The organism is Brachybacterium tyrofermentans (assembly GCF_014897585.1).
Lineage (GTDB): Bacteria > Actinomycetota > Actinomycetes > Actinomycetales > Dermabacteraceae > Brachybacterium > Brachybacterium tyrofermentans.
Genome location: NZ_JABUXW010000004.1, coordinates 42005 through 64854 on the forward strand (window position 1 = coordinate 42005; position 22850 = coordinate 64854).

Genomic DNA, 22850 nt, shown 5'->3' on the forward strand with positions numbered 1-22850 from the left:
TGGGTGGGCCGATCCACGCACAGCAGAATTCCCGTCGAGGATCCCCGCCGAGGAGTACCGGCACGCGTCGAGCCGCGCCGGGTCCCGGGATCTGTCGCACGGGAAGTCCGCGCCCTCCGCGCCACTCGTCCACCCTGCACCACGTGTCGGTGAGGGCGCTCTCACCGACACATGGTGCTGGATACCAAGCAGTAATCGGCGGGAGGGGGCGGCAGGAGAGCCACCGGGAGGGGTCAGTCCGCGCGGGCAGCAGGAGCGGGTAGCGAGCAGTGGCGACGCGAGATGTCAGCGCGCGGGTCGGCAGGCGCGGCTGGCGCGCGGGTCAGTCGGTCTTGGGGCCGACGACGCCCAGCAGCACCCAGAGCGAGCCCTTCTCCCCGGCGCGGCGACGGCGCAGAACGCCGGTCGCGAGGGCGTAGGGCACGAGCATCACGAAGCCGACGGCGCTGAGCAGCAGGATCGCCACCACGATCGAGCCGTCGCCGCTGCCGGTGCGGGCCACCAGCAGGGCCGCCGCGATGTTGCGCTGGCTGGTGAGGATCGCGGGGCCGTCGACCACGGTGAGGGTGTCGCCGGCGAGGTCCCCGGAGAGGCGACCGGCCACGAAGGCGAGGGCCACGAGCCCCACCGCCACGAGCATCACCGGCGAGAGGAGCAGCTGCAGCACGATCCCGGAGTTCGAGCCGAAGCCGGAGAGGAACATCAGCACCGCGGAGATCGCCGCGACGGCGCCGGCGATGCGCGCGAACCGGTCGGCGCGACGGGGGAACACCCAGGCGATGGCGATCCCCGCGATCATCGGGGAGAGCATCGTGCCCAGCAGCAGGCGGGCCACGGCCCAGCCGTCGACCTGGACATCCTGCAGCAGGAAGGGCACCACGAGCGGCATGAACACGATCGAGCCCAGCAGCAGCACGGCCATCGGGCCGGCCGTCTCGCCGTAGGGGATGCGGGCCATCGCGCCGAGCTGCAGCACGAACGGGGCCCCGGCCGCGCACAGGGCGATGATGAATCCGGCGCCGATCTGGTGCGGGAGCATCCCGTTGAGGATCCAGATGATCAGGGTGCCCACGGCCGGGACCACCACGAAGTTCGCCCCGAGCACGGCGAGCACGGTGCGGCGGTCCCGCAGCTGGTCGCGGAAGGCGCGCAACGGAGTGCGCAGGCCCATGGAGAGCATGGACGCGATCGCGAAGGCCGGGACGCTGACATGGATCAGCAGGCCCAGCAAGGATTCGATCGTCTGCACCCCCGCAGGCTACGTGCTGTGCCGAGGCCGGGTCACGGGGGTTTGCCCCCGATGTCCGTCTGGTCTCAGATCCAGCCGTTGTCCGCGGCCGCCCTCACCGCATCGACGCGATTGGTGACGCCGATCTTGCCGATCGCGGAGGAGATGTGGTTGCGCACGGTGCCCTCGGTCAGGAACAGGGTGGCGGCGATCTGCGCGGTGGTGCCGCCGGAGGCCGCGCTCTGCAGCACCTCGGTCTCCTTCGCGGTGAGCGGGCTGGCGCCGACGGACAGCGACTGCGCGGCGAGCTCGGGGTCCACCACCCGAAGCCCCTGGTCCACCCGACGGATCGCGTCGACCAGCCGCTCGACCGGGGTGTCCTTGACCATGAAGCCGTGGGCCCCGGCCTCCATCGTGCGGCGCAGGTAGCCGGCGCGCCCGAAGGTGGTCAGCACGATGATCCGCGGCCGGGCCCCGGGCTCACCTGCCGCCTGCAGAGCCTCGGCGACCTCGATGCCGTCGGCCGGCCCGGGCGCCCCGTCGGCCCGGGTCCCGGCCGGCATCTGCACGTCCAGCAGCAGCAGGTCCGGGGTGTGCTCGGCGACCGCGGCGAGGGTGCTCGCCCCGTCGGCCGCCTCCCCCACCACCTCGAGATCGGATTCCAGGCGCAGCAGGGCCACCAGTCCCGAGCGCAGGATCGACTGGTCATCGGCCACCACCAGGCGGATCATCGCCGCTCCCCCGTCGCCACGTTCTGCGCGGCATCTGATCGCTCTCCGGGTCGCCCCTCGTGCGGGTCGTCCATCCGCACGTGCAGCGTCGTCCCGCCGCCCTCGGAGCTCACCTCGAGGTGCCCGCCGGCCACGGCCACCCGCGCCTGCAGCCCGCGCAGACCCGAGCAGGGGGCGTCCTCGGGGATGCCCACGCCGTCGTCGGTGACCCGCACGGAGCTCTCGTCCACGGCGATCGTGGCGTGCTCGGCCCGGGAGTGGCGCACGATGTTGGTGACGCCCTCGCGGATCACGTAGCCGAACAGCTCGGCGCGGTCGTCCGGCAGCTGCGGCAGGGCGGTGGGCACCTGGGCCCGGATGCCGACGGTCGCGAGCACGGTGCGAGCCGACGCGATCTCGGTGGCCGCGCGCACGTGCTGCATGCCGCTGGCGGTGGCGCGCACGTCCGACAGCGCCTGGCGCACGGTGCTCTCGATGTGCACGAGCTGCTCACGGGCCGCGTCGGGATCGGAGTCCAGGAGCCGGCGCGCCAGCTGCGCGGAGATGGTCAGGGACGTCAGGGAATGCCCGAGCAGGTCGTGGAGGTCGCGCCCGATGCGTTCGCGCTCCGCGGCCACGGCGAGCACGGCGTTGCGCTCCTGGGCCGCCTCGAGCTGCTCCTGGAGGATCTGCTGACGGATGCCGTAGCCGATGCCCCAGGACATCAGCGCGCCCATCACGGCGAGCCCGGCGGCGAGGTAGGTCTGTGTGGCGACGGCGAGCACGATCACCGCGAGGCTCATCACCACCATGCTCGGCACGGCCCATCGCCAGGGCAGCAGAAGCACATGGGTCATCGCCTGGAACATCACCATGAACAGCACGTTCACGCCGATCAGCGGGATGAGGGCGAGCAGGATCAGAGAGCACATCGCGAACCAGCCCAGGCGCACGCGGAGCGGGTACATCCCGATGCCGCAGCAGTAGACGAACGCGACCCCGTACACCAGCAGCATGGCCGTCACCAGCATCGCCGAGGGCCCCGGTGATCCGATCCAGGCGAGGACGATCGGGATGGCGACGAACAGGACCGGCGCGAGCGAGTAGGGCAGTCCCCCGGATTCGACGGCGGCACGGTGGATCGCTCGCGGCGTCAGCGGGCGCCCGGCGGCCTCCTGCTCGCCGCCTCGTGCCCGGATCCCGAAGGTCGCGGCGGTGTCGGTTCCCATGGAGCTCATTGTGTCAGCGTCTCGTGTCACCGGCGGCTGAGACCGACGGCGCGGGACATGCTCACAGCGCACAGCAGTCCGAGCGCCACGGTCCAGACCCCGATCACCAGCAGGCCCGTCACAGGGAACTGACTGCCGTACAGGGCCCACTCGCCCAGGCCCGAGATCCAGTAGGTGGGGAGCGCGTGGCCGACGGACTGCATCCAGTCCGGGAACATCTCCAGCGGCATCCACAGCCCGCCGAAGATCGCCATCGCCATCATGGTGACCACGCCGCCGGCCATCGCGGCGCCGCCCTTGAGCACCATGCCGAGCACGAGGCCGACGAGGATGGTGGGCAGCAGCCCGAGCCACAGCACCGCGAGGGTCAGGAGGAACGCCCCCATGCTCGCCTCGACGCCGGTGAGCAGGCCGACGATCCCCACGGCGAGCAGCGCCGGGATGATCACGGCGCTCGCGGCCATCACGGACCCGGCCAGGAACGAGCGCGGCGACAGGCCCGCCACGATCAGCTGGCGCAGGAACCCGTTGCGCTGATCCTCCTGGATCTGGGTGCCGGCGGTGACCGCGGCGCCGAGCCCGCCGTAGGCGGCCATGTTCACCATGATCAGTCCGCCGGCCTCCCCGCCCGCCTCCTTGCCGAACATCATCGAGAACAGCAAGTACATGCCCACCGGCATGAGGATCGTGAACACCATGAACATGACGTTGGTGACCGTCATGCGGGTGGTGTGCAGGGCGTAGTGCAGGGTGCGTCGGGCGGCCGACGGGGCGGCGTCCGCCCGAGCGGCAGGTGCCGCGGCCACGGCGGCTCCCGTGCCGGAGCTGAGGACGGTGGAATCGGCGGGTGCGGTCATGGTGTGCCTCCGGAGCGAGGTGGTGGGTACGGGAGTAGCGGGATCTGCGGCGTGGCTCATCGGTCTGCTCCGTCCGGGACGGTGGTGTCTGTCTGATCGGAGTGGTCGGTGATGCGCAGGAAGGCCTCCTCGAGTCCGGGCGCGGAGACCAGCACCTCGTGGACCTCGCCCGCGAGGCCCCCGGTGAACAGGGCGGCGAGCGCGGCATCGGAGTCCGAGCAGAGGGCGCGCACGCGCTCGGGGTCGGTCTCGTCGGCCCCGGCGCTCTCCACCCCGGGCAGCGCCGCGACAGCGGCGGCGTCGGCCCCGCGCAGGGTGATGACGCGCCCGCCCACGACGGCGCTGATCTCGGGCCCGGTGCCGTCGGCGACCACGCGCCCTCGGTCCATGACGATCACGCGGCGCGCTTCGCGCTCGGCCTCGTCGAGGTGGTGGGTGGCGAAGACGATGGTGCGGCCGGTGGCGGCGACCTCGCGCATCTGGTCCCAGAAGGCGCGGCGGGCGCCGATGTCCATGCCCACCGTCGGCTCGTCCAGCAGCAGCACCTGCGGGTCGCCGAGCAGGGCGATCGCGAAGCGCACCCGCTGGGCCTGCCCGCCGGAGAGGGCGCCGATGCGCCGGGTGAGGAGATCGGTGATGTCGGCCTGCTCCGCGACCGTCTCGAGCGGCATGGGGTGGGCCTGGAGGGCGTGCAGCATGCGCAGCATCGAGCGCACGCTCTGGTCCGGGAGCAGCGCCCCGCTCTGGAGCATGGTGCCGATCAGCCCGGTGCGGGTGGCGGTGACCGGGTCGGTGCCCAGGATGCGCACCTGTCCGGCATCCGCGGTGGCCAGGCCCACCATCATCTCCATGGCGGTGGATTTGCCGGCGCCGTTGGGGCCCAGCAGGGCCACGATCTCGCCGGCGCCGATCTCGAGGTCGAGACCGTCCAGGGCGCAGATCCGCCCATAGGTCTTCCTCACCCCGCGCAGGCTGATCGCCGCGTGCGAGGCGGAGGTCGGGGTGTCGGGTGCGGAGACGTCGGTGGTGCCGGCGGTGCCGGCCGCGGTCGTGGTGTTCATGGCCATCAGCCTTCCGCGCCGCGGGCCCGCTTCCCATCCCCTGCGGTCACCCTGGACCCATGACAGCCGTCATGGGACGGCGAGGCGGCGCACGTCCGGGATACGCTGGATCGGTGCTGATCAGACAGGTGCGGCCCCTCGATGCCGCGAGCGGCGGGACCTCTCCCCACCCGGTGGACCTGCGGGTCCACGACGGAGTGATCACCGAGATCGCCCCGCGCCTCTCCCCCGCCGCCGGCGAGGAGTCCCTCGAGGGCGGCGGCGCGATCGCGATCCCCGGGCTCTGGGATCAGCACGTGCACACCGGACAGCTCGCCCAGGCCCATGCCCGCCTCGACACCGGCGGCGCGGGCAGCGTGGGCGTGATCCTCGAGCTGGTGCGCGCCGAGCTCGCCCACCGTCGCGAGGGGCGCACCGATCCGCGCCAGGCGCTGATCGGCTTCGGGCATCGCCTGGTGGATTTCGCGGTGCAGCCCACGGTTCCCGCCCTCGATGAGGCGACCGGCACGGTGCCGACCGTGCTGATCGGCGGCGACGCCCATCACGCCTGGCTGAACTCTGCCGCCCTGGCGCTGCTGGGCCTGCCCCCGCGCGACGGGATCCTCGCCGAGGAGGACTGGTTCGCGATCGCGCCGCGTCTGCCCGAGCTGCCCGGGGTGGCCCACTCCGTCGCGACCGGCGCGGCGATGATGCAGCGCCAGGCCCTGGAGCGCGGCGTGGTGGGCCTGGTCGACATGGAATGGGGTCGACCCTGGGAGGTCTGGCAGGAGCGTCCGGCACGGATGCGGGTGCGCACCGCCGTCTACCCCGCGGAGCTCGCGAACGCCCCGGGGCCGACGGGCACCGTGCTCGACGGGACGGGTCTGGTGACGATGGGCCCTCTGAAGGTCATCGTGGACGGCGCGCTCGGCTCCCACTCCGCCTATACCCGCGACATGTACTCCGACGGGCACGGCTATGCGGGCCGCGGCGTGCTGAGCGTGGGCCCGCAGCTGCTGCGTGACGCGCTGTCCAGGGCACGGGCCCAGGGCCTCACCGCGGCCGTCCATGCGATCGGGGACGCCGCCGCGCAGGTCGCCCTCGAGGCGATCGCCGAGGTGGGGATCGCCGCGCGCATCGAGCACGCGCAGATGCTCACGGATGACGACGTCGACGACATGGCCGCGCTCGGCGTGACCGCCTCCGTGCAGCCCGCCCACCTGCTGGATGACCGGGATGCCACCGAGAGCGTGTGGCCCGGCCACGGCGCGCAGGCGTTCCGGCTGCGGGATCTGCTCACCGCCGGGGTGCCGCTCGCGCTCGGCTCCGATGCCCCCGTCGCCCCGCTGGACCCGTGGCTGGCCATGGCGGCTGCGGTGCACCGCAGCGCCGACGACCGCCCCGGCTGGCACCCCGAGCAGCAGCTCCAGCCCCGCGAGGCCCTCGCCGCCTCGACCGACGGGATCACGTCCCTGCAGGTCGGCGGACCCGCAGACCTCGTGCTGCTCGAGGAGAGTCCCTTCGCCGACGTGCCGCTCGGAGCCGACGGCCTCATGGTCGACGCGGCCGCCCGCGAGGCCGCGCACCGTCTGCGGGAGACGGTCGTGCTCGAGACCCTCGTCGCCGGGCATCCCCCGAGCGGGCGCTGACGAGCTCGCGTCGTCAGCGGGTGCCTCCACCGTCCTGAGGGATCGTGGTGAGCGACGGGAACGCCCTGGCGAGGCGGCGATCGAGGGTCAGCACTCTCACCTCGTGCGCCGGGACGGACAGGGTCTCGGCGAGCGCGAGGTAGATGGCGTCGTACGCCGAGGCGTTGTCCCGTTTCCCCCAGGCCACCCGGAGCAGCAGCCGATCGGAGTACCACGCGATCCCCAGGTCCTCCATGTCGACCAGGGCTTCCTGGGCTCTGGTCACGTCCAAGCCCCTGCCCCGGGTCCACCCGCGCAGGATGCTGAGCATCTCCACCCCCAGCAGTTCCGGCGCCGCAAGGTCCTGCCCCTCGAGAGCCGCCGCGATCGCAGGGGCCGACGGCTGGTCCAGCAGGAGTTCCGCAGCGACCGAGGCATCGAGGACGATCACTCCACAGGCCGCTCGGCCCGAGCGCGCGCGAGCTCGTCGATCGCAGGGTTCAGCTCCGGCGTCGACCGGGCCGCGATCCGCGCCAGCACCTCCGAGCGGGAGGGCACCGACGCCAGCCGGTCGAGCTCGGCGCGGAGGTACTCGCTCAGCGAGACCCCGCGGGAAGCGGCCCGCTGCTTGAGGACCTCGGCCGTCTCGGGTCGGACGTCACGGACCTGGAGTGTGCTCATGGAGCGACCCTAGGCGTGCATGCATGACGCATGCAAGGGTGTCGCGCCTCAGGACCTCCCGGCGATGCTCCGGAAGCCGCGCAGCCGCAGGCTGTTGCCCACGACGAACACGCTGGAGAAGGCCATCGCCGCGCCGGCGAGCATGGGGTTGAGCATGCCCAGGGCGGCGATCGGGATCGCGGCGACGTTGTAGGCGAAGGCCCAGAACAGGTTCACCTTGATCGTCGAGAGCGTCCGGCGGGAGAGACGGATCGCGTCGACCGCACTGCGGAGGTCGCCGCGCACGAGCGTGATGTCCGAGGCCTCGATCGCGACGTCGGTGCCGGTGCCCATCGCGAGGCCGAGATCGGCCTGGGCGAGGGCCGGGGCATCGTTGACGCCGTCGCCGACCATCGCGACGATGCGCCCTTCCCCCTGGAGCCGCGTCACGACGTCGACCTTCTGCGCGGGCAGCACCTCGGCGATGACCTCGTCGATGCCGACCTCCGCAGCGATCTGCCGCGCCACCGTCTCGTTGTCCCCGGTCAGGAGCACCGGGGTGAGCCCCAGCTCCACCATCTGCGCAACGGCTTCCGCGCTGGTGGGCCTGACCGCATCGGCCACGACCAGGATCCCGCGGGCGGCGCCGTCCCAGCCGACCGTCACGACCGTGCGCCCCTGCCCCTCGGCCTCCGCCTTCGCGGCGGCGACCTCCGGGGAGAGCACCATCTGGGCGTCGGCCAGCAGGGTCTCGCGGCCCACGAGGACGGAGCGGCCCTCGACGGTCCCGTGCACACCCTGACCGGGGACGTTCTCGAAGGTCGACGGCGCAGGGAGCACCCCGGTCTCCTGGGTGGCGGCCGTGGCGATGGCCTGGGCGATCGGATGCTCCGAGGAGTCCTCCACCGCCCCGGCCATCCGCAGCACCTCGGCGCGGTCCGCGCCGTGATCCGTGACGACGTCCACCAGGGTCATCTTCCCGGTGGTCACGGTGCCGGTCTTGTCGAGCACGACGGTGTCGACCGTGCGCGTGGACTCCAGCACCTCCGGGCCCTTGATGAGCACGCCCATCTGCGCGCCGCGGCCGGTGCCCACGAGCAGGGCGGTCGGGGTCGCAAGACCCAGGGCGCAGGGGCAGGCGATGACGAGCACGGCGACGGCGGCCGTGAACCCGGCGGTGACGGGGAAGCCCAGCAGGAGCCAGACGGTGAGGGTGACCACGGCGATGACCAGCACGATCGGCACGAAGATGCCGGAGATCCGATCGGCCAGGCGCTGCACCTCGGCCTTGCCGGTCTGCGCCTCCTCGACCATCCTCGCCATCTGGGCGAGCTGGGTGTCGCCGCCGACGCGGGTGGCGCGGACCAGCAGGCGGCCCCCGGCGTTGACGGTCGCGCCGGTGACCGCGTCGCCCTCGGCGACCTCGGCGGGCACGGACTCGCCGGTGAGCATGGAGACGTCCACCGCGGAGGTTCCGGAGGTGATGACGCCGTCGGTCGCGATCTTCTCGCCGGGCCGGACGATGAACTCGTCGCCCACTACGAGGTCACCGGCGGGGATCGTCCGCTCCTGGCCGCCGCGGAGCACGGAGACCTCCTTGGCGCCCATCTCGAGCAGGGCGCGCAGGGCGGCCCCGGCCTGCCGCTTTGACCGCTTCTCGACGTAGCGGCCGGCGAGGAGGAACATCGTGACGCCGGCGCCGACCTCGAGGTAGATGGTGGCCGCGCCGTCCGACGGCGAGATCGTCAGCTCGAACGGATGGGTCATGCCGGGCATCCCGGCCGTGCCGAGGAACAGGGCGTACAGCGACCACAGGAACGCGGCGGAGGTGCCCATCGAGATGAGCGTGTCCATCGTGGCCGCGCCCTGCTTGAGGTTCGCCCAAGCCGCCTTGTGGAACGGCCAGGCTCCCCAGATGATCACCGGGGCGGCGAGTGCGAGGGACAGCCACTGCCAGTACGTGAACTGCAGCGCCGGGATCATCGCCATCGCGATGACGGGCACGCTCAGCACGATCGAGCCGATCAGGCGCTGGCGCAGGGCGATCAGCTCGAGGTCTGGTGTCGACTCGTCGGCTCCACCGCTCTGCGCGCCGTGGGCCGACGGGGGCGTCGGGAGCGCGGCGGAGTAGCCGGCCTTCTCGACCTCGGCGACGAGCAGCTGCGGGTCATACCCCTCGGGGGCAGTGACCTTGGCCTTCTCGGTGGCGTAGTTGACGCTCGCCGCGACGCCGTCGAGCTTGTTGAGCTTGCGCTCGATGCGGTTCGCGCAGGAGGCGCAGGTCATCCCGCCGATCTCCAGCTCGATGCCGGACTCCGCGACGTGCATGCTCATCGCCACCCCTTTCGATCCATACCCCCTAGGGGTATCTTGCAGATGCTCGGAGCATACCCCCTCCCCGTACGAATCGCCACCCCGACGTCGCGAGCACGGGAGCCGGCACGTCATGCAGCCCGGTCAGCCCCGATCCCCCGCCGTGGCCACGTGCCGGGCCTGGGCGATGAGCACGCCCTGCAGCGGCAGCCGCCCCAGAGCGATGGCCCGCGTCCGCGGCCGGGTCCCGCGCCAGTCGTAGGCCATCTGGAGGTTCGCGGGGAACACCGCGACGAACAGGGCCACCGCCGCGATCCCGCCCAGGCGCCGGGTGCGCGGCACGGCCAGCAGCCCGGCCACCCCGAGCTCCGCCACTCCGGAGGCATAGGTGTAGGCCCGGGCCGGCCCGGGCAGCGCCGTCGGCACGATGCCGTCGAAGGTCTGCGGCCGCGCGAGGTGCGCGACACCCGCGCCGCCGAGCAGCACCGTCAGGAACGCCGCGGTCCTCCGCCCGCCGCTCATGCGGTCACCCCGGGAGAGGGCAGCACGCAGAACTCGTTGCCGGAGGGGTCCTTGAACACCCTCCAGGGCAGGTCGCCCCAGTCGTGGCGGAGCTCGCGGCCACCCCGCTCGACGATCTGCTCGGCGATCTCGTCGGCGTCATCCCCGGGCTCGAGGCGCACGTCCAGGTGGATCGGGTTCTTGGCCTCGGGGGCCTTGGGCGCGGGCTCCGAGTACAGCGACAGCAGCGGACCGCGCAGGGACGGATGCCGCAGGGACCGCGGCGCCTGCCCGGCCACCTCGACCCAGCCGGTCAGCCACGCCCAGAAGTCAGCGTCGCGCTCCGGATCGGAGGAGTCCAGCGGCAGCGCGGCGATCGGCCCGGTGCCGACGAACTCCTCCCGATCCTCCATCACGCAGAACGCCCCGCCTTCAGGATCGGCGAGCACGATCCACGGCACCTCGCCCTGCCCGATGTCGAGGTCGCCCGCCCCGAGCTCCCGCAGCCGCGCCGCGACCTCCTGCTGCTGCTCACCACCCCGCAGATCCAGGTGCAGGCGCTGCGGCGACGTGGGCGGCTCCGGCACCCGCACGAAGCACAGGTCGAGATATGCCGTGCCGTCGAGGTCGAGGCGGGTCTCGACGATGTCGGGCTCCGCGGTCAGCGTGGTGGTGCCCAGCGCCGCCTCCCAGAAGCGGCCGAGGCGAACGGGGTCGGTGGCATCGATGCCGAGGTTCTCCAGGAACATCGAACCAGTCTCCCGGCCGGCGGCATCCGGCGTCCAGCCCTACTGTCCCGACGAGCCCTCCCGCCGCACCCACGGCGTGGTCGTGGAGACGGCCACCAGCCCCGAGCGCTCGAGGATGGGGCGGGAGAACCGCGTCGAGTCGCTGTGCAGGTACCGGTAGCCCGCCTCGAGCGCGGACCTGGCGCGGGCGGCGGTGAGCGCACGGTAGATCCCGCGGTGCCGGAACTCGGGCAGCGTCGCCCCGCCCCAGATCCCCACGAACTCCGTGCCCGGTACGGGGATCAGGCGACCAGCGCTCACCGGCCGGCCGTCGACCTCGGCGACCCACTGCTGCGACCCGTCGTCCCGGGCGAGCAGCGCGACCAGGGAGTCGGCGCGGGAGCCGTCGACCTCGTTCCCGAAGGCGCGGTCGGTCATCGCGCTCACGGCGCGCACGTCGGCCTCCTCGACGGCTCGCCGCACGCGCACCCCCTCGGGAATCCGCCCGTCGCCGACGAGCCCCTCGAGCGGGCCGATCATGATCGACTCCGTCTCCTCGGCCACGAAGCTGTGCTCGGCCAGCGCATCCTCGAGTCCCGGTGCATCGTCGTGTCCGCGACTCTTCCACTCGATCTCCCGCACGGACCCGTCCTCGACGAAGTGCGCAACCGCCGCCTCCACCAGCCGACGCACCTCCTCGCCCCCGGCACCCCCGAGGTCGCGATAGGTCACGAACCCCCGACCTCCCGTGAGCCGTACGAGCCACAGCGGCCCGTGCCGCGCCACATCGAGCGCGCCGTCGAAGTCCGCCTCCTCGCGCAGCTGCTCGTCATAGGCGGCGAGCAGCTGCGCGAGGGTGGGATGTGCGCTCACGCGGTCTGCGCGAACAGGTCGAAGAACTCGTCGGCGAGGAGCACCTCGACGTCGTCGGGGAGGCCCTGCACGAGGGCGACCACGTCGCTCGGCGTCCAGTTCCAGGCGTTGATGAGGCCGGCCAGGAACAGCGGGCCGTCCCCGTCGTGCTCCTGGATCCGCGCGAGCAGCTCGGAGCGGAACTCCTCGACCCCGCCGGGCGGATAGAAGGTGCCGATCAACGGCACCGCCGCGCCGGGATCGGAGATCTCCCCGGACTCGTCGGTCTGGATGATGCCGCGCAGCTCGACGTCCTCGGCGTAGGACTCCAGCACCCAGTCCGGCAGGACCGGCGGGGCGCCGCCGGGCACGGGCGTGGAGTAGGCGTAGACCACGTCGAGCCCGGTGCGCTTCTGGTACTGCCCGGAGAGCTGCGTGAACACCGCGAGCTCGTCCTCCGGCCAGGAGTCCCCGTACGTGTAGCCGGCGCCCGAGGGCCCGCACACCAGCAGGTCGTTCTCCGTGGCAGAGGTCTGGAAGTGGTGCAGCAGCGCCGGACCGATGTCCTCCAGCAGCGGGGAGACGGTCCAGTTCATCGGCACGGCGCCGCGACCGGGGTCGTCCCACAGCTCGCGCATGTGCCGCTGGCAGTACTGGATGTTGTCGCCCTCGCCGATGGTGAGGGTCAGGTAGGTGCGGTTCTCCGGTGCGGCCGTCGACCGCGCCGAGGGGGTGGCGCGGGTGCTCGCCCGGATCGCCGAGAGCACGCTCGCGTTGGCGTAGTAGTCCGCCGCCACGACGATCACCCCGGCCCGGCTGCACAGCTCGACGCCGGACCACTCCCCCGAGACGTCGTTCGAGAACCAGCCCGCGTAGACGGTGCCGGGATCGACCTGCTCCAGGAGATCCTCGAACTGGCTCCCGCTCGCACCCGAGGGCGGCAGCCAGCTGACCAGCGCCCCGGTCGCGACCGAGAAGTCCCGGAAGGAGGCGAAGGGCTCGACGCGGGTGGGCGCCTGGTCGGTCGCGGAGATGACGAACTGGTTCTCCACCTCGATCGCGGCGCTCACGGCCGACGTCCCCGCAGGGACCTCGACGCGGTAGATGAACGACCCGCCGCCGTCGGCGAAGCGCAGGCCCTCCTTCGTCGAGGAGCCGCTGCCGTCGAAAAGGAACGGGGTCTCCTCGTCGGTGCCGGGCACGAAGGAGGCGAGCACCGCGCCGTCCGCGGTCACCTCGACGGCGTGCACGGCGGGGCCCCAGCCGTCCTGGGGGAAGGCGTCGCTCAGGCGCAGGAAGATCGCGTCGGCGCCGAGCGAGCCCGAGAGGTCGACGGTGTACGTGTCAAGGTTCGAGGAGTCGGTGACCCGTTCCTCCTCGCGCAGCAGTTCGGTCCACGTGATCCCCTCGACGGTGACCGTGTGCGTGGGCGGCAGGCCCACGAGCACCTCATGGGTGCACTCCGGCCAGAGGGTCGACATCGCCCAGTCGTGCACCGCGGCGGGATCGTCCTCGAAGCGGCCGGTGAGGTCCTCGAGCACGCTCAGTCCGTGCGCTCGCACCTGCTCGGCGCTCGCGACGACCCCGCCGCGCAGGCCGGCGATCGTGGTGGCGAGGTTGATCGTGTGCGGGGAGTCGATGTCGTAGACGACGGCCCCGGCGACGCGGTCGCGGTAGGTCTCGAGCAGGGAGAACGGGTCCTCGACCCGGGTCGCCCGCACGGGCAGGTCGGGGATCCAGGTCTCGTCGACGGGGTCGAGGATCAGGTAGATCTCGGGACGGTCGCGGTTCACGAGCCCCTGCAGGGAGATCAGCAGCAGGCGGTCGAAGCCGTCGAGCTCCCGGACGTCCGCGACCACGATCTTCCCGGTCGCGCTGACCATCGGGAACACATGCCCGCGCTTCCAGTGCACGGCTCGGGCATCCGGGGGCCCGCCGGCGAGGGCCGGAGCACCCATGCCGGCTCCGAGCGCCGCGGCGCCCACGGATCCCGCGAGCACCGCGCGGCGGGTGACGGGGTGGGAGGGCTGGGCATGATGCAGGTCGGACGTCATCGTCGACTCCTGATCGGGTGAGAGGGATCTTGAGGCTAACCGCCCTCAGTGCACCGTGGGAAGCATTTCGCTGAACCGGTTAATGACGGGGACGGCGGACCGCTCGTGATCGATCCCCGGTAATTCAGTGGACCCCGGCATCGCGCGCCTCTACGGTGGATCCATCGCCGCCCCGGACGGGACGGCCCCGAGGGAAGGAGGACCAGATGGTTGTCACCGCGCTGACCCCTGCAGTCCTCCGTTCCACCCCGACCTGCTGAGCATCTCGCAGGTCCTCCCTCAGGAGACCCCATGACCCCGTCCTTCGATCTGGACGCCTTCTTCGCCCGTTCCCTGCTCACCGCCACCGTCGCCGAGCTCGACGACGACCAGCGCTGGTCCACCTGGCCCGAGACCGCGCACACCATGGACCGCGGCCCGCAGCCCTTCCCCGCCTGGATCGTCCAGCACGACGGGGCGATCGACTCCGAGCTCGGCATCCTCAAGACCGGCAAGGAGGCCGATGCCTTCCTGCTCGAGCGCGCCCTGCCCGAGGAGCTGCTCACCGGCTCTCCGGGCGAGGCCACCCTAATGGTCGCCAAGCGCTATCGCGCCCCGGAGCACTCCTCGTTCCACCGCTCCCATGAGTACTCCGAGGGCCGCCGCGGGAAGGACACCCGCGAAGCCCGCGCCATGGCCAAGGGCACCGCCTTCGGGAAGCAGGTCGCGGCCGCCCAGTGGGCCCGCACCGAGTTCGACGTGCTCAACCGTCTGTGGGAGGCGGGCCTGCCGGTCCCCTACCCGATCCAGATCGTCGGCACCGAGGTGTGCATGGAGTTCATCGGCACGGACGACGAGCGCGGGGCGGTCGCCGCGCCGCGCCTGCAGGAGACCAGCCCCGACGCGGCCACAACCACGCGCTGGGCGGCGCGGCTGCGCGACGTGGTCATCGACCTCGCCGGGCTCGGGCTGGTCCACGGCGACCTCTCGCCGTACAACATCCTCATCGACTCCCGCGCCGAGGTGCCGGATCCGGTGATCATCGACGTCCCCCAGGTCATCGACCTGATCGCGAATCCCAAGGGACCCGAGTTCCTGCGCCGCGACTGCACGAACGTGTGCACCTGGCTGCTCGCGCACGGGGCGTCACCGACGGCCGCGGACCCGGAGGAGTGGTTCGCGGAGTCCATGCGCCGCTGGGAGACCCCATGATCACCGGTGCCCGCCTGCAGGAGGTCGCCGAGCGAGTGGCCGCCGTGCAGGGGATCCGCGCTGTCACCCTCGGAGGCAGTCGCGCCCGGGGGACCCATCACGCCGATTCCGACGTGGACCTCGGCCTCTACTACGAGGCGTCCGAGCTCGATCTCCCCGCCCTGCGCGAAGCGGCGACCTCGATCGTCGGCTCCCCGGTCGACGTCGCGGGGCCGGGCGGCTGGGGCCCCTGGGTCGACGGCGGCGCCTGGCTCACGATCGACGGCACCCCCGTGGACCTGATCCTGCGGGACGTGGACCGGGTGCGCGAACAGTGCCGTCGTGCCCGGCGCGGCGAGTTCGCCGTCCACCACCAGACCGGGCATCCCCTCGGATACGTCGACATCGCCTATGCGGGCGAGGTCGCCACCTGCCGACCTCTGGTCGATCCCCGAGGCGTCCTCGAGGAGCTCCGCCACGGCCTGGACCCGTATCCCGCTCCCCTGCGCGATGCCCTGGTCGAGCAGCTCCGGACGGCGGAATTCCTCGTCGGCGGTGCCGCGAAGGTGACGGGCCGCGGCGATGTCGCCTACCTCCAGCTGTGCTGCGCGACGTCCCTGATGTGGTGCGCGCACGCCTGGCACGCCGATGCCGGCGCGTGGGTGACGACCGAGAAGGGCCTCGTGCCCGCGGTCGACCGCCTCCCCCTCGAGACCCAGGATTTCGCGAGTCGAGCGACAGCCGCGCTGTCCACGATCGGTCAGGACCTCTCGGAGCCCGCGCTCACCGCGGCGGTGCGCACCGTGCGTGCGCTGATCACCACGGCGCAGGAGTCGCTGGCCGACGGGCGCTGAGCTCCGACCCCTCCGAGCTCCCGGCTCATCCCCGTCGGCCGAAGGGCCACCAGCGCCGACGGGGCCGTCGGCCCTCGACCGCGGTCTCGGCCCGCGCCGGTTCGCGGTCGGCCGTCGCGGCGCGCAGCTCCCGCCAGCGCTCCACGGCGTCATCGGGATCCATCTCGGGAGCCATCACACGGGCCAGCGGGTTCGCACGACGATCATCGTGCACCCGCTGGGTGAACTCGGTCGCGAACTCGCGCACGGACTGCTCGCTGGGCAGCTCGACGAGGGTGTCGTCGCGGCGCTCGTACTCGCGGCGCAGCAGCATCACCACGGGCAGCAGCGCGTCGCGGTCCACGTCGTCCTCGGCGAGGCGCTGCCGGATCCACCAGTCGGGATCCGGGGAGGCCGGCAGGTCCAGCGGCTTGCCGGTGCCGGGCAGGTCGTCGAAGTCGCCGCGGGCGATGGCCTGCTCGAGCTCGCTCTGGACCCGGGCGTCGTCCCGCGAGCTCATGGCCCGTCCGCACCCTCGGCGAGCAGAGCGAGCCGGTCGAGCGAGGCTCGCAGATTCTCGGCGGTGTAGCCGGCGGCCTTGGCCAGACGCTTCTCGTCGGTCAGCTGCGACCAGTCGTAGGTGTGGGTGACCAGGGTGCGCCGGGCATCGAGCTCCTCGAGCTCCCAGCCCCAGCGGTGCCCGGGCGGCTCCTGGCCCTCCGGCGCCGGCATCCAGGCGATCTCGCGACCCTCGGAGAAGGCGACGACATGGTTCTCGCGCACTCCCCCGTTGCGGTTGGTCATCACGAACACGTCGCCCAGCGCCGTGACCCGCTGCCCGGTGGCGGCCTCGGCGAGGTTGTCGTTCCCGTCCCAGCGCGGCTGCTCCGCCGGATCGGCGATCAGGGCGAAGATCGCTCCGGCGGAGGCGGCGATCTCCCGGGACGCACGGACGACGCGATCTGCCGGGGTGGTCCCTGCTCCGGTGCTCTCACTCATGGTCACATCATCTCCTCGGCGCGGGTGGTGTCGTCGAAGACGTCGATCGACCCCGCGTAGTTCGCGACCCAGATGCGGCGCTGAGTCGGTTCGTAGGTGACTCCGATCGGGTTCTGCCCGACCTCCACCGTCTGGATCTCCTCCATCGTCTCCGTGTCGAACTTGGAGACGGTGTTCGCGTAATAGTTCACCACGTACAGGGCGAGGCCGTCCGGCGAGATCGTCATCGAGCGCGGCTCGCGGCCGGTCTCCGCCTCCCGGAGCACCTCGCCCGTCGCCGGGTCGAGCTCGAGCAGCCGGTCGGAACCGGACTCGGTGAGGTACATGCGGCTCGCATCCGGCGAGAGCACCAGGTGGCGGGGCTTGCGACCGGTCTCCAGCACCAGCTCGCTCTCGCCGGTCACCAGGTCGAGCTTGTACAGCTCGTCGGCGTACATCGCGGTCACGTAGGCGGTGCGGTTGTCCGGCAGCACCACGCTGCCGCGCGGGGCGGAGTCCACCGGGATCTGGCTGGTCTCGACGCCCTCGTCCAGGTCCACGACGGAGACGCTCGAGTCGCACCAGTTCGAGACCAGGGCGATGCTGCCGTCGGGCGAGAGGGAGATGAACTTCGGGACCCGGCCGACCTCGATGACCTGGTCCCACTGTCCGCTGGCGAGGTTCAGGCGGTACACGGCGGAGTTCCCGATCGCGTCGCCGTTCGTGCAGTCGTCGGTGGCCTTCGCGCCCGCTCCGGGGCCCTTGAGCCGGTACTGGGACACGTACGCATAGGCGCCGTCGGGCGAGAACACCGCCTCCACCGGGGCGCCCTGCGTGGCGCCGGCCCGATCCTCGAACCCGAACTCGGACAGGTCCACCTCGTCGGAGACGGTCGCGGTCAGCTCGAGGGTCTCCGCGTCGTACAGCGTCGAGCTGTGGCTGTACATCATGTTGTTCGCGATGACGGTGCCGCCCGGACCGGCGACCACGGACTTCGGCGTGATGTCCCCCGTGATCCGGGTGCGGTCGTCCATGCGGGTGGAGTTGGACGGGTCCCCCGGCGGCAGCAGCGACGTTCGGTGCGCGGCCGCGTCCCGCTCCTGGGCGGGAGCCGAGGCGTTGGCGAGCAGGCCCGTGAGCATCCCGCCGGACATGATGACGGCCATGATCGCGATCATCATGGTGAACTGGTCATGCGGCCGCCCTGGCCGCAACGATCTCCTACGATGCCGTGCCTGCACGCTGGTCCCCCTCGGCCGGTGGCCACGAACCTAGGCCGAGGAGAGCCCGTCGGCGCGGAGCCGACGAGACCTGGGCGTGTCGCCGGGGCCGGCCTCAGTGCTGCGGGCGGCCCTGCAGCGCGATCTCGCGATACGCGATCCGGTACCCGAGCGCCTCGTTGATCGCGATCATCCAGGGGTTCACGTGCGAGTTCCAGGTGGCGATCGAGCGCACCTGCGGCGTCTGCTCCGTGAGCAGCCGGTGCGTGGCGACCTTCAGCGCGAGACCCAGCCGGTGTCCCCGATGATCAGGCATGACCAGCGTGTTCTCCTGCCACGCGATCGTCGTCCCCTCCGCCTGCTGGAGGTGCACCTCGCAGTTGCCCACGAAGCTGCCGTCGGGCGCGACGGCGACCGCGATGATCGCGCGGGTGCCCGCATCCTGCATCCGCTGGACCATCGTGCGGATCCGCTCAGGCGTGTACTCGGTCGCCTCGTGCTCGATCTCCTCGTCGGGCTCGTCGAGCTCGAGCTGGCGCATCAGCAGCCCGTAAGCCGTCAGATGCTCCTCGGGGATGCCGCCGTCCCACAGCTCGACGCGGTACTCGCCGATCTTCTCGTCGACCTGGGCCTGCAGCCTCTCCAGCAGCGAGGTCTCGAGCGGGAGCGGCAGGATGCGGCACACGGCGACGTTCTTGCGGGAGATCCCGAGGCGCGCGGCGAGACGGTTCGTCGGCTCCGACGGATCATCGGGGTCGCCGTCGGCCGGGATCGCGCCGTAGCACTCCACCAGGGCGCGCCCGGACTCCCGGATCGCCGGGATCAGCGCCTCCTCGACGAGCGCGGTGGCGATGCCCTGCCCCCGGAACGCCGGGTGCACGGAGGCTCCCACCGAGATCGTGTCGAGGTTCTCCTGCTGCGGGAGGTACACCGAGGCGATCCCGGCGAGGACCTCCCCGCCCTCCACCGGCTCGGCGACCGCCACCCAGCGCTGGGTGCGGTAGTAGGGGGTGTCGGTGAGCAGCACCCGACGCTGGGCGAGCGTGAACACCTCGCTGCCGCCGTGCGCCGCCTCGTCCAGCGCGACGTCGAGGGCGCCGTACTGCGTGAGCTCGAGATCGGAGGTGGGGTCCAGAGGACGGATCGAGAAGTGCATGATCGCAGTGCATCACAGAGAATCGGTGCGGGTCGACGGAATATCCGGACACTCCCGACCAGGCACGCTTGACTCTGCCCCGGGGGCAATCCCGAGCGTGGTCCGTGCCGGGAACGCCCCGGTGCCCGAGGACCTCGGGCGAGGCACGACCGAGGAACGCATGGCGAAGGTGGACCGGGATGCACAGCTGCTGAGCATCGGCGGGCTGGCGGCGGCCAGCGGGCTCAGCCCGAAGGCGCTGCGCCTGTACGCCGAGTCAGGACTGCTCCCGCCGCGACGCATCGATCCCTTCACCGGGTACCGCTCCTACGGGGCCGACCAGGTTCGGCGGGCGCAGCTGATCGCGTCCCTGCGAGGGCTCGGGATGGGGCTCGCCCGCATCCAGGTGCTCTGCGATCTCGAGGCTGCGGCCGCCGTCTCCGAACTGCGTTCCTGGTGGCGGCAGGAGGAGGCCGACGCCTTCTCCCGCGGCGCCGCCGTCGACGACCTCGTCCGTGACCTCGGGGAACGTCCCCAGGAGGACAGCACCATGACGACATCCACCACGACCCGCTCCACCGGACCCCTGCACGTCGCCACCGCCTCGCATCGCGGGCTCGTCCGTGGGTCCCAGCAGGACGCCGTGCTCACCCGCAAGCTCTCCGACGAGTCGCTGCTGCTCGCGATGGCCGACGGCTTCGGCGCCGACGACGACCTCTCCGCACGGATCCTCTCCGCCTTCGTCGACGCTGTCGACGCTGTCGACGCTGTCGGGGCTGTCGGGGCTGTCGGGCAGGACCCGTCGGCCGATCCGCTCGCCGCGCTGGAAGCCGCCTGGAAGCCGCCTGGTCCGCCGCCGAGGCGCTGGTGCCGGCCGACGGGCCCGACGGCGCCACCCTGACGGCGGCGCTCCTCCATGCCGGCCGTCTGCATGTCGCGCACATCGGCGACACGCGCGTGACGCTCGTGCGCGGCACCCGGATCGAGGCGGTCACCCAGGACCACACCCGCCTGCGCTCCCTCGTCGCGGCGGGCCGCATCGCCCCGGAGGAGGTCGCCGCGCATCCGGATCGCGCCGTGCTCAACCGTGCGCTGGCCGCCGGCGCCCCGACCGCTCCGGACCTCCTGATCCGTCGGCTCGAACCGGGCGACCTCGTGCTGCTCTCCTCGGACGGGCTGCACGCGGTGGTCGACCCGTCGGCCCTCGCCGATGCCCTCACGGCGCCGGCCGCCGACGTCGACCAGCTGGCCGACGACCTGGTGGCCCTGGCCCTCGAGACCGGCGGACCGGACAACGTCGCGGTCGCGCTCGCCCGAATCTGACGGGGTCAGGCAAACGGGCGAGGTGCGTGGCCCTCAGGCGGCTACGCCCTCGGCCGTCCGCGCCGCTCGCACCAGTCGCACGATCCCGAGGACCATGCAGGCCACCAGCAGGACCAGACCGAGAGCCAGGAGGGCCGACCCCGCGCCGTCCGACACGGACCGGCCGAGACCGAGGTACACGACCTGCATGCTGACCAGCGCCAGCACCAGCATTCGCTCGCCCTCGCGGTAGATCGCCTGCGCGTTCGTCTTGGTGATCACCGTCGGATAGTTCAGCATCGACGGGCGCAGGGACAGAACGGCGAGGAACAGGGTCAGGGCCACCATGAGCGCGGCGAGCACCAGGGCCGTGACCTTGCTGCCGTAGTCGTCGGCCGCACCCCCGGGGCCGAAGTGCGTCGCGATCGTCTGCGGCATCGTCCGGTACGCGAGCACGAGCCAGATGGTGATCGTCAGCGCCCCGAGCAGTCCGATCGCGCGCAGGATCCGTACGGGGAGGCTGGTCCGGTACGTCCGGGCAGGTCTCGAGTTCGTCATTCCCCCACGGTAACCATCAGCGGGTGCCGCGGGGGCGCCGCGAGCGATGGGACCGCGTCAGCCCCTTCCCCGGCTCCGTCGCGGCCCCCTCCGCCTGCTCATGGATCAGCGCTGCCCCGAGGTAGGGCAGGGCGAACTCCACGAGGCCGCGGCCGGCGGCGCGGATCAGCTCGTCGTCGATCAGCCGTTCGCGATAGGTGGACTGGTTGCGCGGGTCGATGCCCATGCGCTCGGCGATGTCCCCGACCTTCGAGGGCCCGTCGTCCGCGAGCATCGTGTGGAGGTACTCGCGCTTGCGGGCGCTGAGGCCGCGCAGGGCCGGGCCGTGCACGTTCTTGATCATCGCCGCGACCACGCCGTCACGCCCGCCTCGCACGTCCTCGATCTCGATCGTGTCGGCGTCACCGCTGTTCTGCCAGGCCTTCGAGCCGATGAGCTGGATCAGGTACGGGTAGCCCTGCGAGATCTCCCCGGCGAGCACCGCCGCCTCGGGCGTGATGGTCTTCGCGGTGTCGGCGATGGTCATACGGATCGCCTCGGCCGCGGTGCCCACGTCGACGCTGCCCACCTCGATGCGGTGCGCCCGGCGCAGGAAGGTGGTGCGCTCGTGGTCGAGCAGGGCGTCGACCCCGGGGCGGACCCCGGCCGCGAGGAACGCGACGGCGTGCCCGGACCCGATGAGGTCCTGCACGTGCTGGGTGATCGCATGCAGCTGGTCGCGGTCCACGGACTGCAGCTCATCGAGGGTGATGAGCAGACCGCCGCCGTCCTCGTCGGTGAGCGCCGCGAGCCGGTCCAGCACCGTGGTGAGCGGCTCTCCTTCTCCCTCATAGCGCTGGTGGATCTCCCGGGAGGCGCCGGCTCCCGAGATCCGCGCGGAGGTGAGCCGAGAGGTCTCCGCCTCGGGGTCCAGTTCGCGCAGGCGGGCGATCGCCGTGCCCCGCAGCTCCTCCACCAGCGAGCTCGAGGAGGTGTGCACGCGCAGGTCGGTCCATCCCGCGTCGAGGGCGAGCTCCTTGAACTCGGTCAGCAGCACCGTCTTCCCGGAACCGCGCGCCCCGGAGATGAGGATCGCGCGCGCCTCGGGGACGTTGCCCGCCAGCGCCGCTGTGAAGTCCTCGATGGCTTCGGCGCGGCCCGCGAGGATGAACGGTGTGAGGCCGAATCCCGGGGTGAAGGGGTTGCCGGTCCGGTGGTCCATGGGGTCCCGTCTGGAGTGGGTGGGGGTGTGCGGAGGGAGCGGGCGTGGAACAGTGCCGCGCCCCGACGACTCTCTCGTGTGGGTGACTGTATGTAAAGGGGCCGACGGATCTGCAGGGCGGGCCAGCGGATCTGCAGGGCGGGTCGACGGGCCCAGCCGACGAAACCCGGTCGACGAGACCCGGCCCGGCGGCCGCCACCGCGACCGCGACGCCGACGCCGACGCCCCGAGGTTCAGCAGCCCAGATGCGCCGTCAGAAGTCCACCACTTCCACCGGCCACAATGCGACCGATATATGCACTCCCGAACGTCCCCTCTCCCATTCTTTCCTCCACAGTGGCAGGTTATCCACAAAACGCAGGTCGCACCCTTCACTGACCGAACTCCCTCCCCTGCAGAGCACTCGCGCCTCGGCCCGCCAGCGCGACCTCGAAAATCTGGACACCTTCCACACAGTGACCTCTGACCTGCGTTGACGTACGAGACCTCGACCATCTGACCACCTCTCCGACCGCCATGCGCGCAGCCCTCTCCCCTCGGCGTCACTCTCGCCGAGCGTCACCCTTCCTCCCCAGTGGGTGGTTATCCACAAATTCATACACATTGCTGGTTGGGTCTATCGCAAAGGTGTTCGATCGCGTAAAATGAAGTGA

The 22850-nt window shown here is 71.8% G+C and carries 23 protein-coding genes; 5 read left to right on the forward strand and 18 right to left on the reverse strand.

The genetic code is table 11. The annotated features are described in order from the left end of the window. Positions 1 to 322: 322 nt before the first annotated feature. The 5 genes from INT49_RS03785 to INT49_RS03805 form a co-directional block, all read right to left on the reverse strand. Positions 323 to 1249, reverse strand: a complete 927-nt coding sequence (locus INT49_RS03785; protein ID WP_193116395.1) for a bile acid:sodium symporter family protein — start codon at positions 1247 to 1249, stop codon at positions 323 to 325. 65 nt (positions 1250 to 1314) lie between these two features. Beyond that, positions 1315 to 1959, reverse strand: a complete 645-nt coding sequence (locus INT49_RS03790; RefSeq protein ID WP_193116396.1) for a response regulator transcription factor — start codon at positions 1957 to 1959, stop codon at positions 1315 to 1317. Next, positions 1956 to 3167: a sensor histidine kinase gene (locus INT49_RS03795; RefSeq protein ID WP_226849708.1), complete on the reverse strand. Its 1212-nt coding sequence runs from the start codon at positions 3165 to 3167 to the stop codon at positions 1956 to 1958. The genes INT49_RS03790 and INT49_RS03795 overlap by 4 nt, the downstream gene beginning before the upstream one ends. A 26-nt stretch (positions 3168 to 3193) precedes the next feature. Further along, positions 3194 to 4024, reverse strand: coding sequence for an ABC transporter permease (locus INT49_RS03800; protein ID WP_193116398.1), 831 nt, complete (start codon positions 4022 to 4024; stop codon positions 3194 to 3196). Between the two features lie 56 nt (positions 4025 to 4080). Next, a complete protein-coding gene (locus tag INT49_RS03805; RefSeq protein ID WP_193116399.1) occupies positions 4081 to 5085 on the reverse strand; it encodes an ABC transporter ATP-binding protein in 1005 nt (334 codons plus the stop codon). A 113-nt stretch (positions 5086 to 5198) separates the two neighbouring features. On the opposite strand from INT49_RS03805, the gene INT49_RS03810 reads away from it, so the two are divergent. Beyond that, positions 5199 to 6713 carry an amidohydrolase gene (locus INT49_RS03810; protein ID WP_319021501.1) on the forward strand — a complete coding sequence of 505 codons (1515 nt, stop codon included), beginning with the start codon at positions 5199 to 5201 and terminating at the stop codon, positions 6711 to 6713. Between the two features lie 13 nt (positions 6714 to 6726). Here INT49_RS03810 and INT49_RS03815 read toward each other — a convergent pair whose 3' ends face one another. From INT49_RS03815 to INT49_RS03845, 7 genes are all read right to left on the reverse strand, one after another. Next, on the reverse strand, positions 6727 to 7143 hold the full coding sequence (locus INT49_RS03815) for a type II toxin-antitoxin system VapC family toxin (protein WP_193116400.1): 417 nt from the start codon (positions 7141 to 7143) through the stop codon (positions 6727 to 6729). Then, positions 7140 to 7373, reverse strand: coding sequence for a FitA-like ribbon-helix-helix domain-containing protein (locus tag INT49_RS03820; RefSeq protein WP_193116401.1), 234 nt, complete (start codon positions 7371 to 7373; stop codon positions 7140 to 7142). The genes INT49_RS03815 and INT49_RS03820 overlap by 4 nt, the downstream gene beginning before the upstream one ends. Positions 7374 to 7421: 48 nt before the next feature. Beyond that, positions 7422 to 9686, reverse strand: coding sequence for a heavy metal translocating P-type ATPase (locus tag INT49_RS03825; protein WP_193116402.1), 2265 nt, complete (start codon positions 9684 to 9686; stop codon positions 7422 to 7424). A 123-nt stretch (positions 9687 to 9809) separates the two neighbouring features. Further along, a complete protein-coding gene (locus tag INT49_RS03830; RefSeq protein ID WP_193116403.1) occupies positions 9810 to 10187 on the reverse strand; it encodes a DoxX family protein in 378 nt (125 codons plus the stop codon). Then, complete coding sequence (locus tag INT49_RS03835; protein ID WP_193116404.1) at positions 10184 to 10915, reverse strand: VOC family protein; 732 nt, start codon at positions 10913 to 10915, stop codon at positions 10184 to 10186. The genes INT49_RS03830 and INT49_RS03835 overlap by 4 nt, the downstream gene beginning before the upstream one ends. A gap of 39 nt (positions 10916 to 10954) precedes the next feature. After that, positions 10955 to 11767 carry a GNAT family N-acetyltransferase gene (locus tag INT49_RS03840; protein ID WP_319021502.1) on the reverse strand — a complete coding sequence of 271 codons (813 nt, stop codon included), beginning with the start codon at positions 11765 to 11767 and terminating at the stop codon, positions 10955 to 10957. Beyond that, complete coding sequence (locus INT49_RS03845) at positions 11764 to 13800, reverse strand: GxGYxYP domain-containing protein (RefSeq protein WP_193116405.1); 2037 nt, start codon at positions 13798 to 13800, stop codon at positions 11764 to 11766. The genes INT49_RS03840 and INT49_RS03845 overlap by 4 nt, the downstream gene beginning before the upstream one ends. 291 nt (positions 13801 to 14091) lie before the next feature. On the opposite strand from INT49_RS03845, the gene INT49_RS03850 reads away from it, so the two are divergent. Continuing rightward, complete coding sequence (locus tag INT49_RS03850) at positions 14092 to 14991, forward strand: serine protein kinase RIO (RefSeq protein ID WP_193116406.1); 900 nt, start codon at positions 14092 to 14094, stop codon at positions 14989 to 14991. Then, a complete protein-coding gene (locus INT49_RS03855) occupies positions 14988 to 15824 on the forward strand; it encodes a nucleotidyltransferase family protein (RefSeq protein ID WP_193116407.1) in 837 nt (278 codons plus the stop codon). The genes INT49_RS03850 and INT49_RS03855 overlap by 4 nt, the downstream gene beginning before the upstream one ends. A gap of 25 nt (positions 15825 to 15849) precedes the next feature. Here the strand turns inward: INT49_RS03855 and INT49_RS03860 are convergent, their stop codons facing one another. The 4 genes from INT49_RS03860 to INT49_RS03875 form a co-directional block, all read right to left on the reverse strand. Then, on the reverse strand, positions 15850 to 16323 hold the full coding sequence (locus INT49_RS03860) for a DnaJ family domain-containing protein (RefSeq protein ID WP_193116408.1): 474 nt from the start codon (positions 16321 to 16323) through the stop codon (positions 15850 to 15852). Beyond that, the gene (locus tag INT49_RS03865; protein WP_193116409.1) at positions 16320 to 16802 is read right to left on the reverse strand and encodes an SRPBCC family protein; all 483 of its coding nucleotides are present in this window, start codon (positions 16800 to 16802) and stop codon (positions 16320 to 16322) included. Before INT49_RS03865 ends, INT49_RS03860 begins: the two co-directional genes overlap by 4 nt. A 2-nt stretch (positions 16803 to 16804) precedes the next feature. After that, complete coding sequence (locus tag INT49_RS03870) at positions 16805 to 17962, reverse strand: YncE family protein (protein WP_193116410.1); 1158 nt, start codon at positions 17960 to 17962, stop codon at positions 16805 to 16807. Positions 17963 to 18116: 154 nt separating this feature from the next. After that, positions 18117 to 19157 carry a GNAT family N-acetyltransferase gene (locus INT49_RS03875; protein WP_193116411.1) on the reverse strand — a complete coding sequence of 347 codons (1041 nt, stop codon included), beginning with the start codon at positions 19155 to 19157 and terminating at the stop codon, positions 18117 to 18119. 160 nt (positions 19158 to 19317) lie between these two features. Here INT49_RS03875 and INT49_RS20995 point away from each other — a divergent pair, with 160 nt between their 5' ends. Further along, the gene (locus tag INT49_RS20995) at positions 19318 to 20037 is read left to right on the forward strand and encodes a MerR family transcriptional regulator (RefSeq protein ID WP_226849709.1); all 720 of its coding nucleotides are present in this window, start codon (positions 19318 to 19320) and stop codon (positions 20035 to 20037) included. Next, a complete protein-coding gene (locus tag INT49_RS21000) occupies positions 20004 to 20459 on the forward strand; it encodes a PP2C family protein-serine/threonine phosphatase (protein ID WP_319021503.1) in 456 nt (151 codons plus the stop codon). Before INT49_RS20995 ends, INT49_RS21000 begins: the two co-directional genes overlap by 34 nt. 33 nt (positions 20460 to 20492) lie before the next feature. On the opposite strand, the gene INT49_RS03885 is transcribed toward INT49_RS21000, so the two are convergent. Together INT49_RS03885 and INT49_RS03890 are read right to left on the reverse strand one after the other, a co-directional pair. Next, positions 20493 to 20996 (reverse strand): DUF1648 domain-containing protein, encoded by a 504-nt coding sequence (locus INT49_RS03885; RefSeq protein ID WP_193116412.1) that lies wholly within the window; start codon positions 20994 to 20996, stop codon positions 20493 to 20495. Between the two features lie 16 nt (positions 20997 to 21012). Next, positions 21013 to 22197, reverse strand: coding sequence for an ATP-binding protein (locus INT49_RS03890; protein ID WP_193116413.1), 1185 nt, complete (start codon positions 22195 to 22197; stop codon positions 21013 to 21015). Positions 22198 to 22850 lie beyond the last annotated feature (653 nt).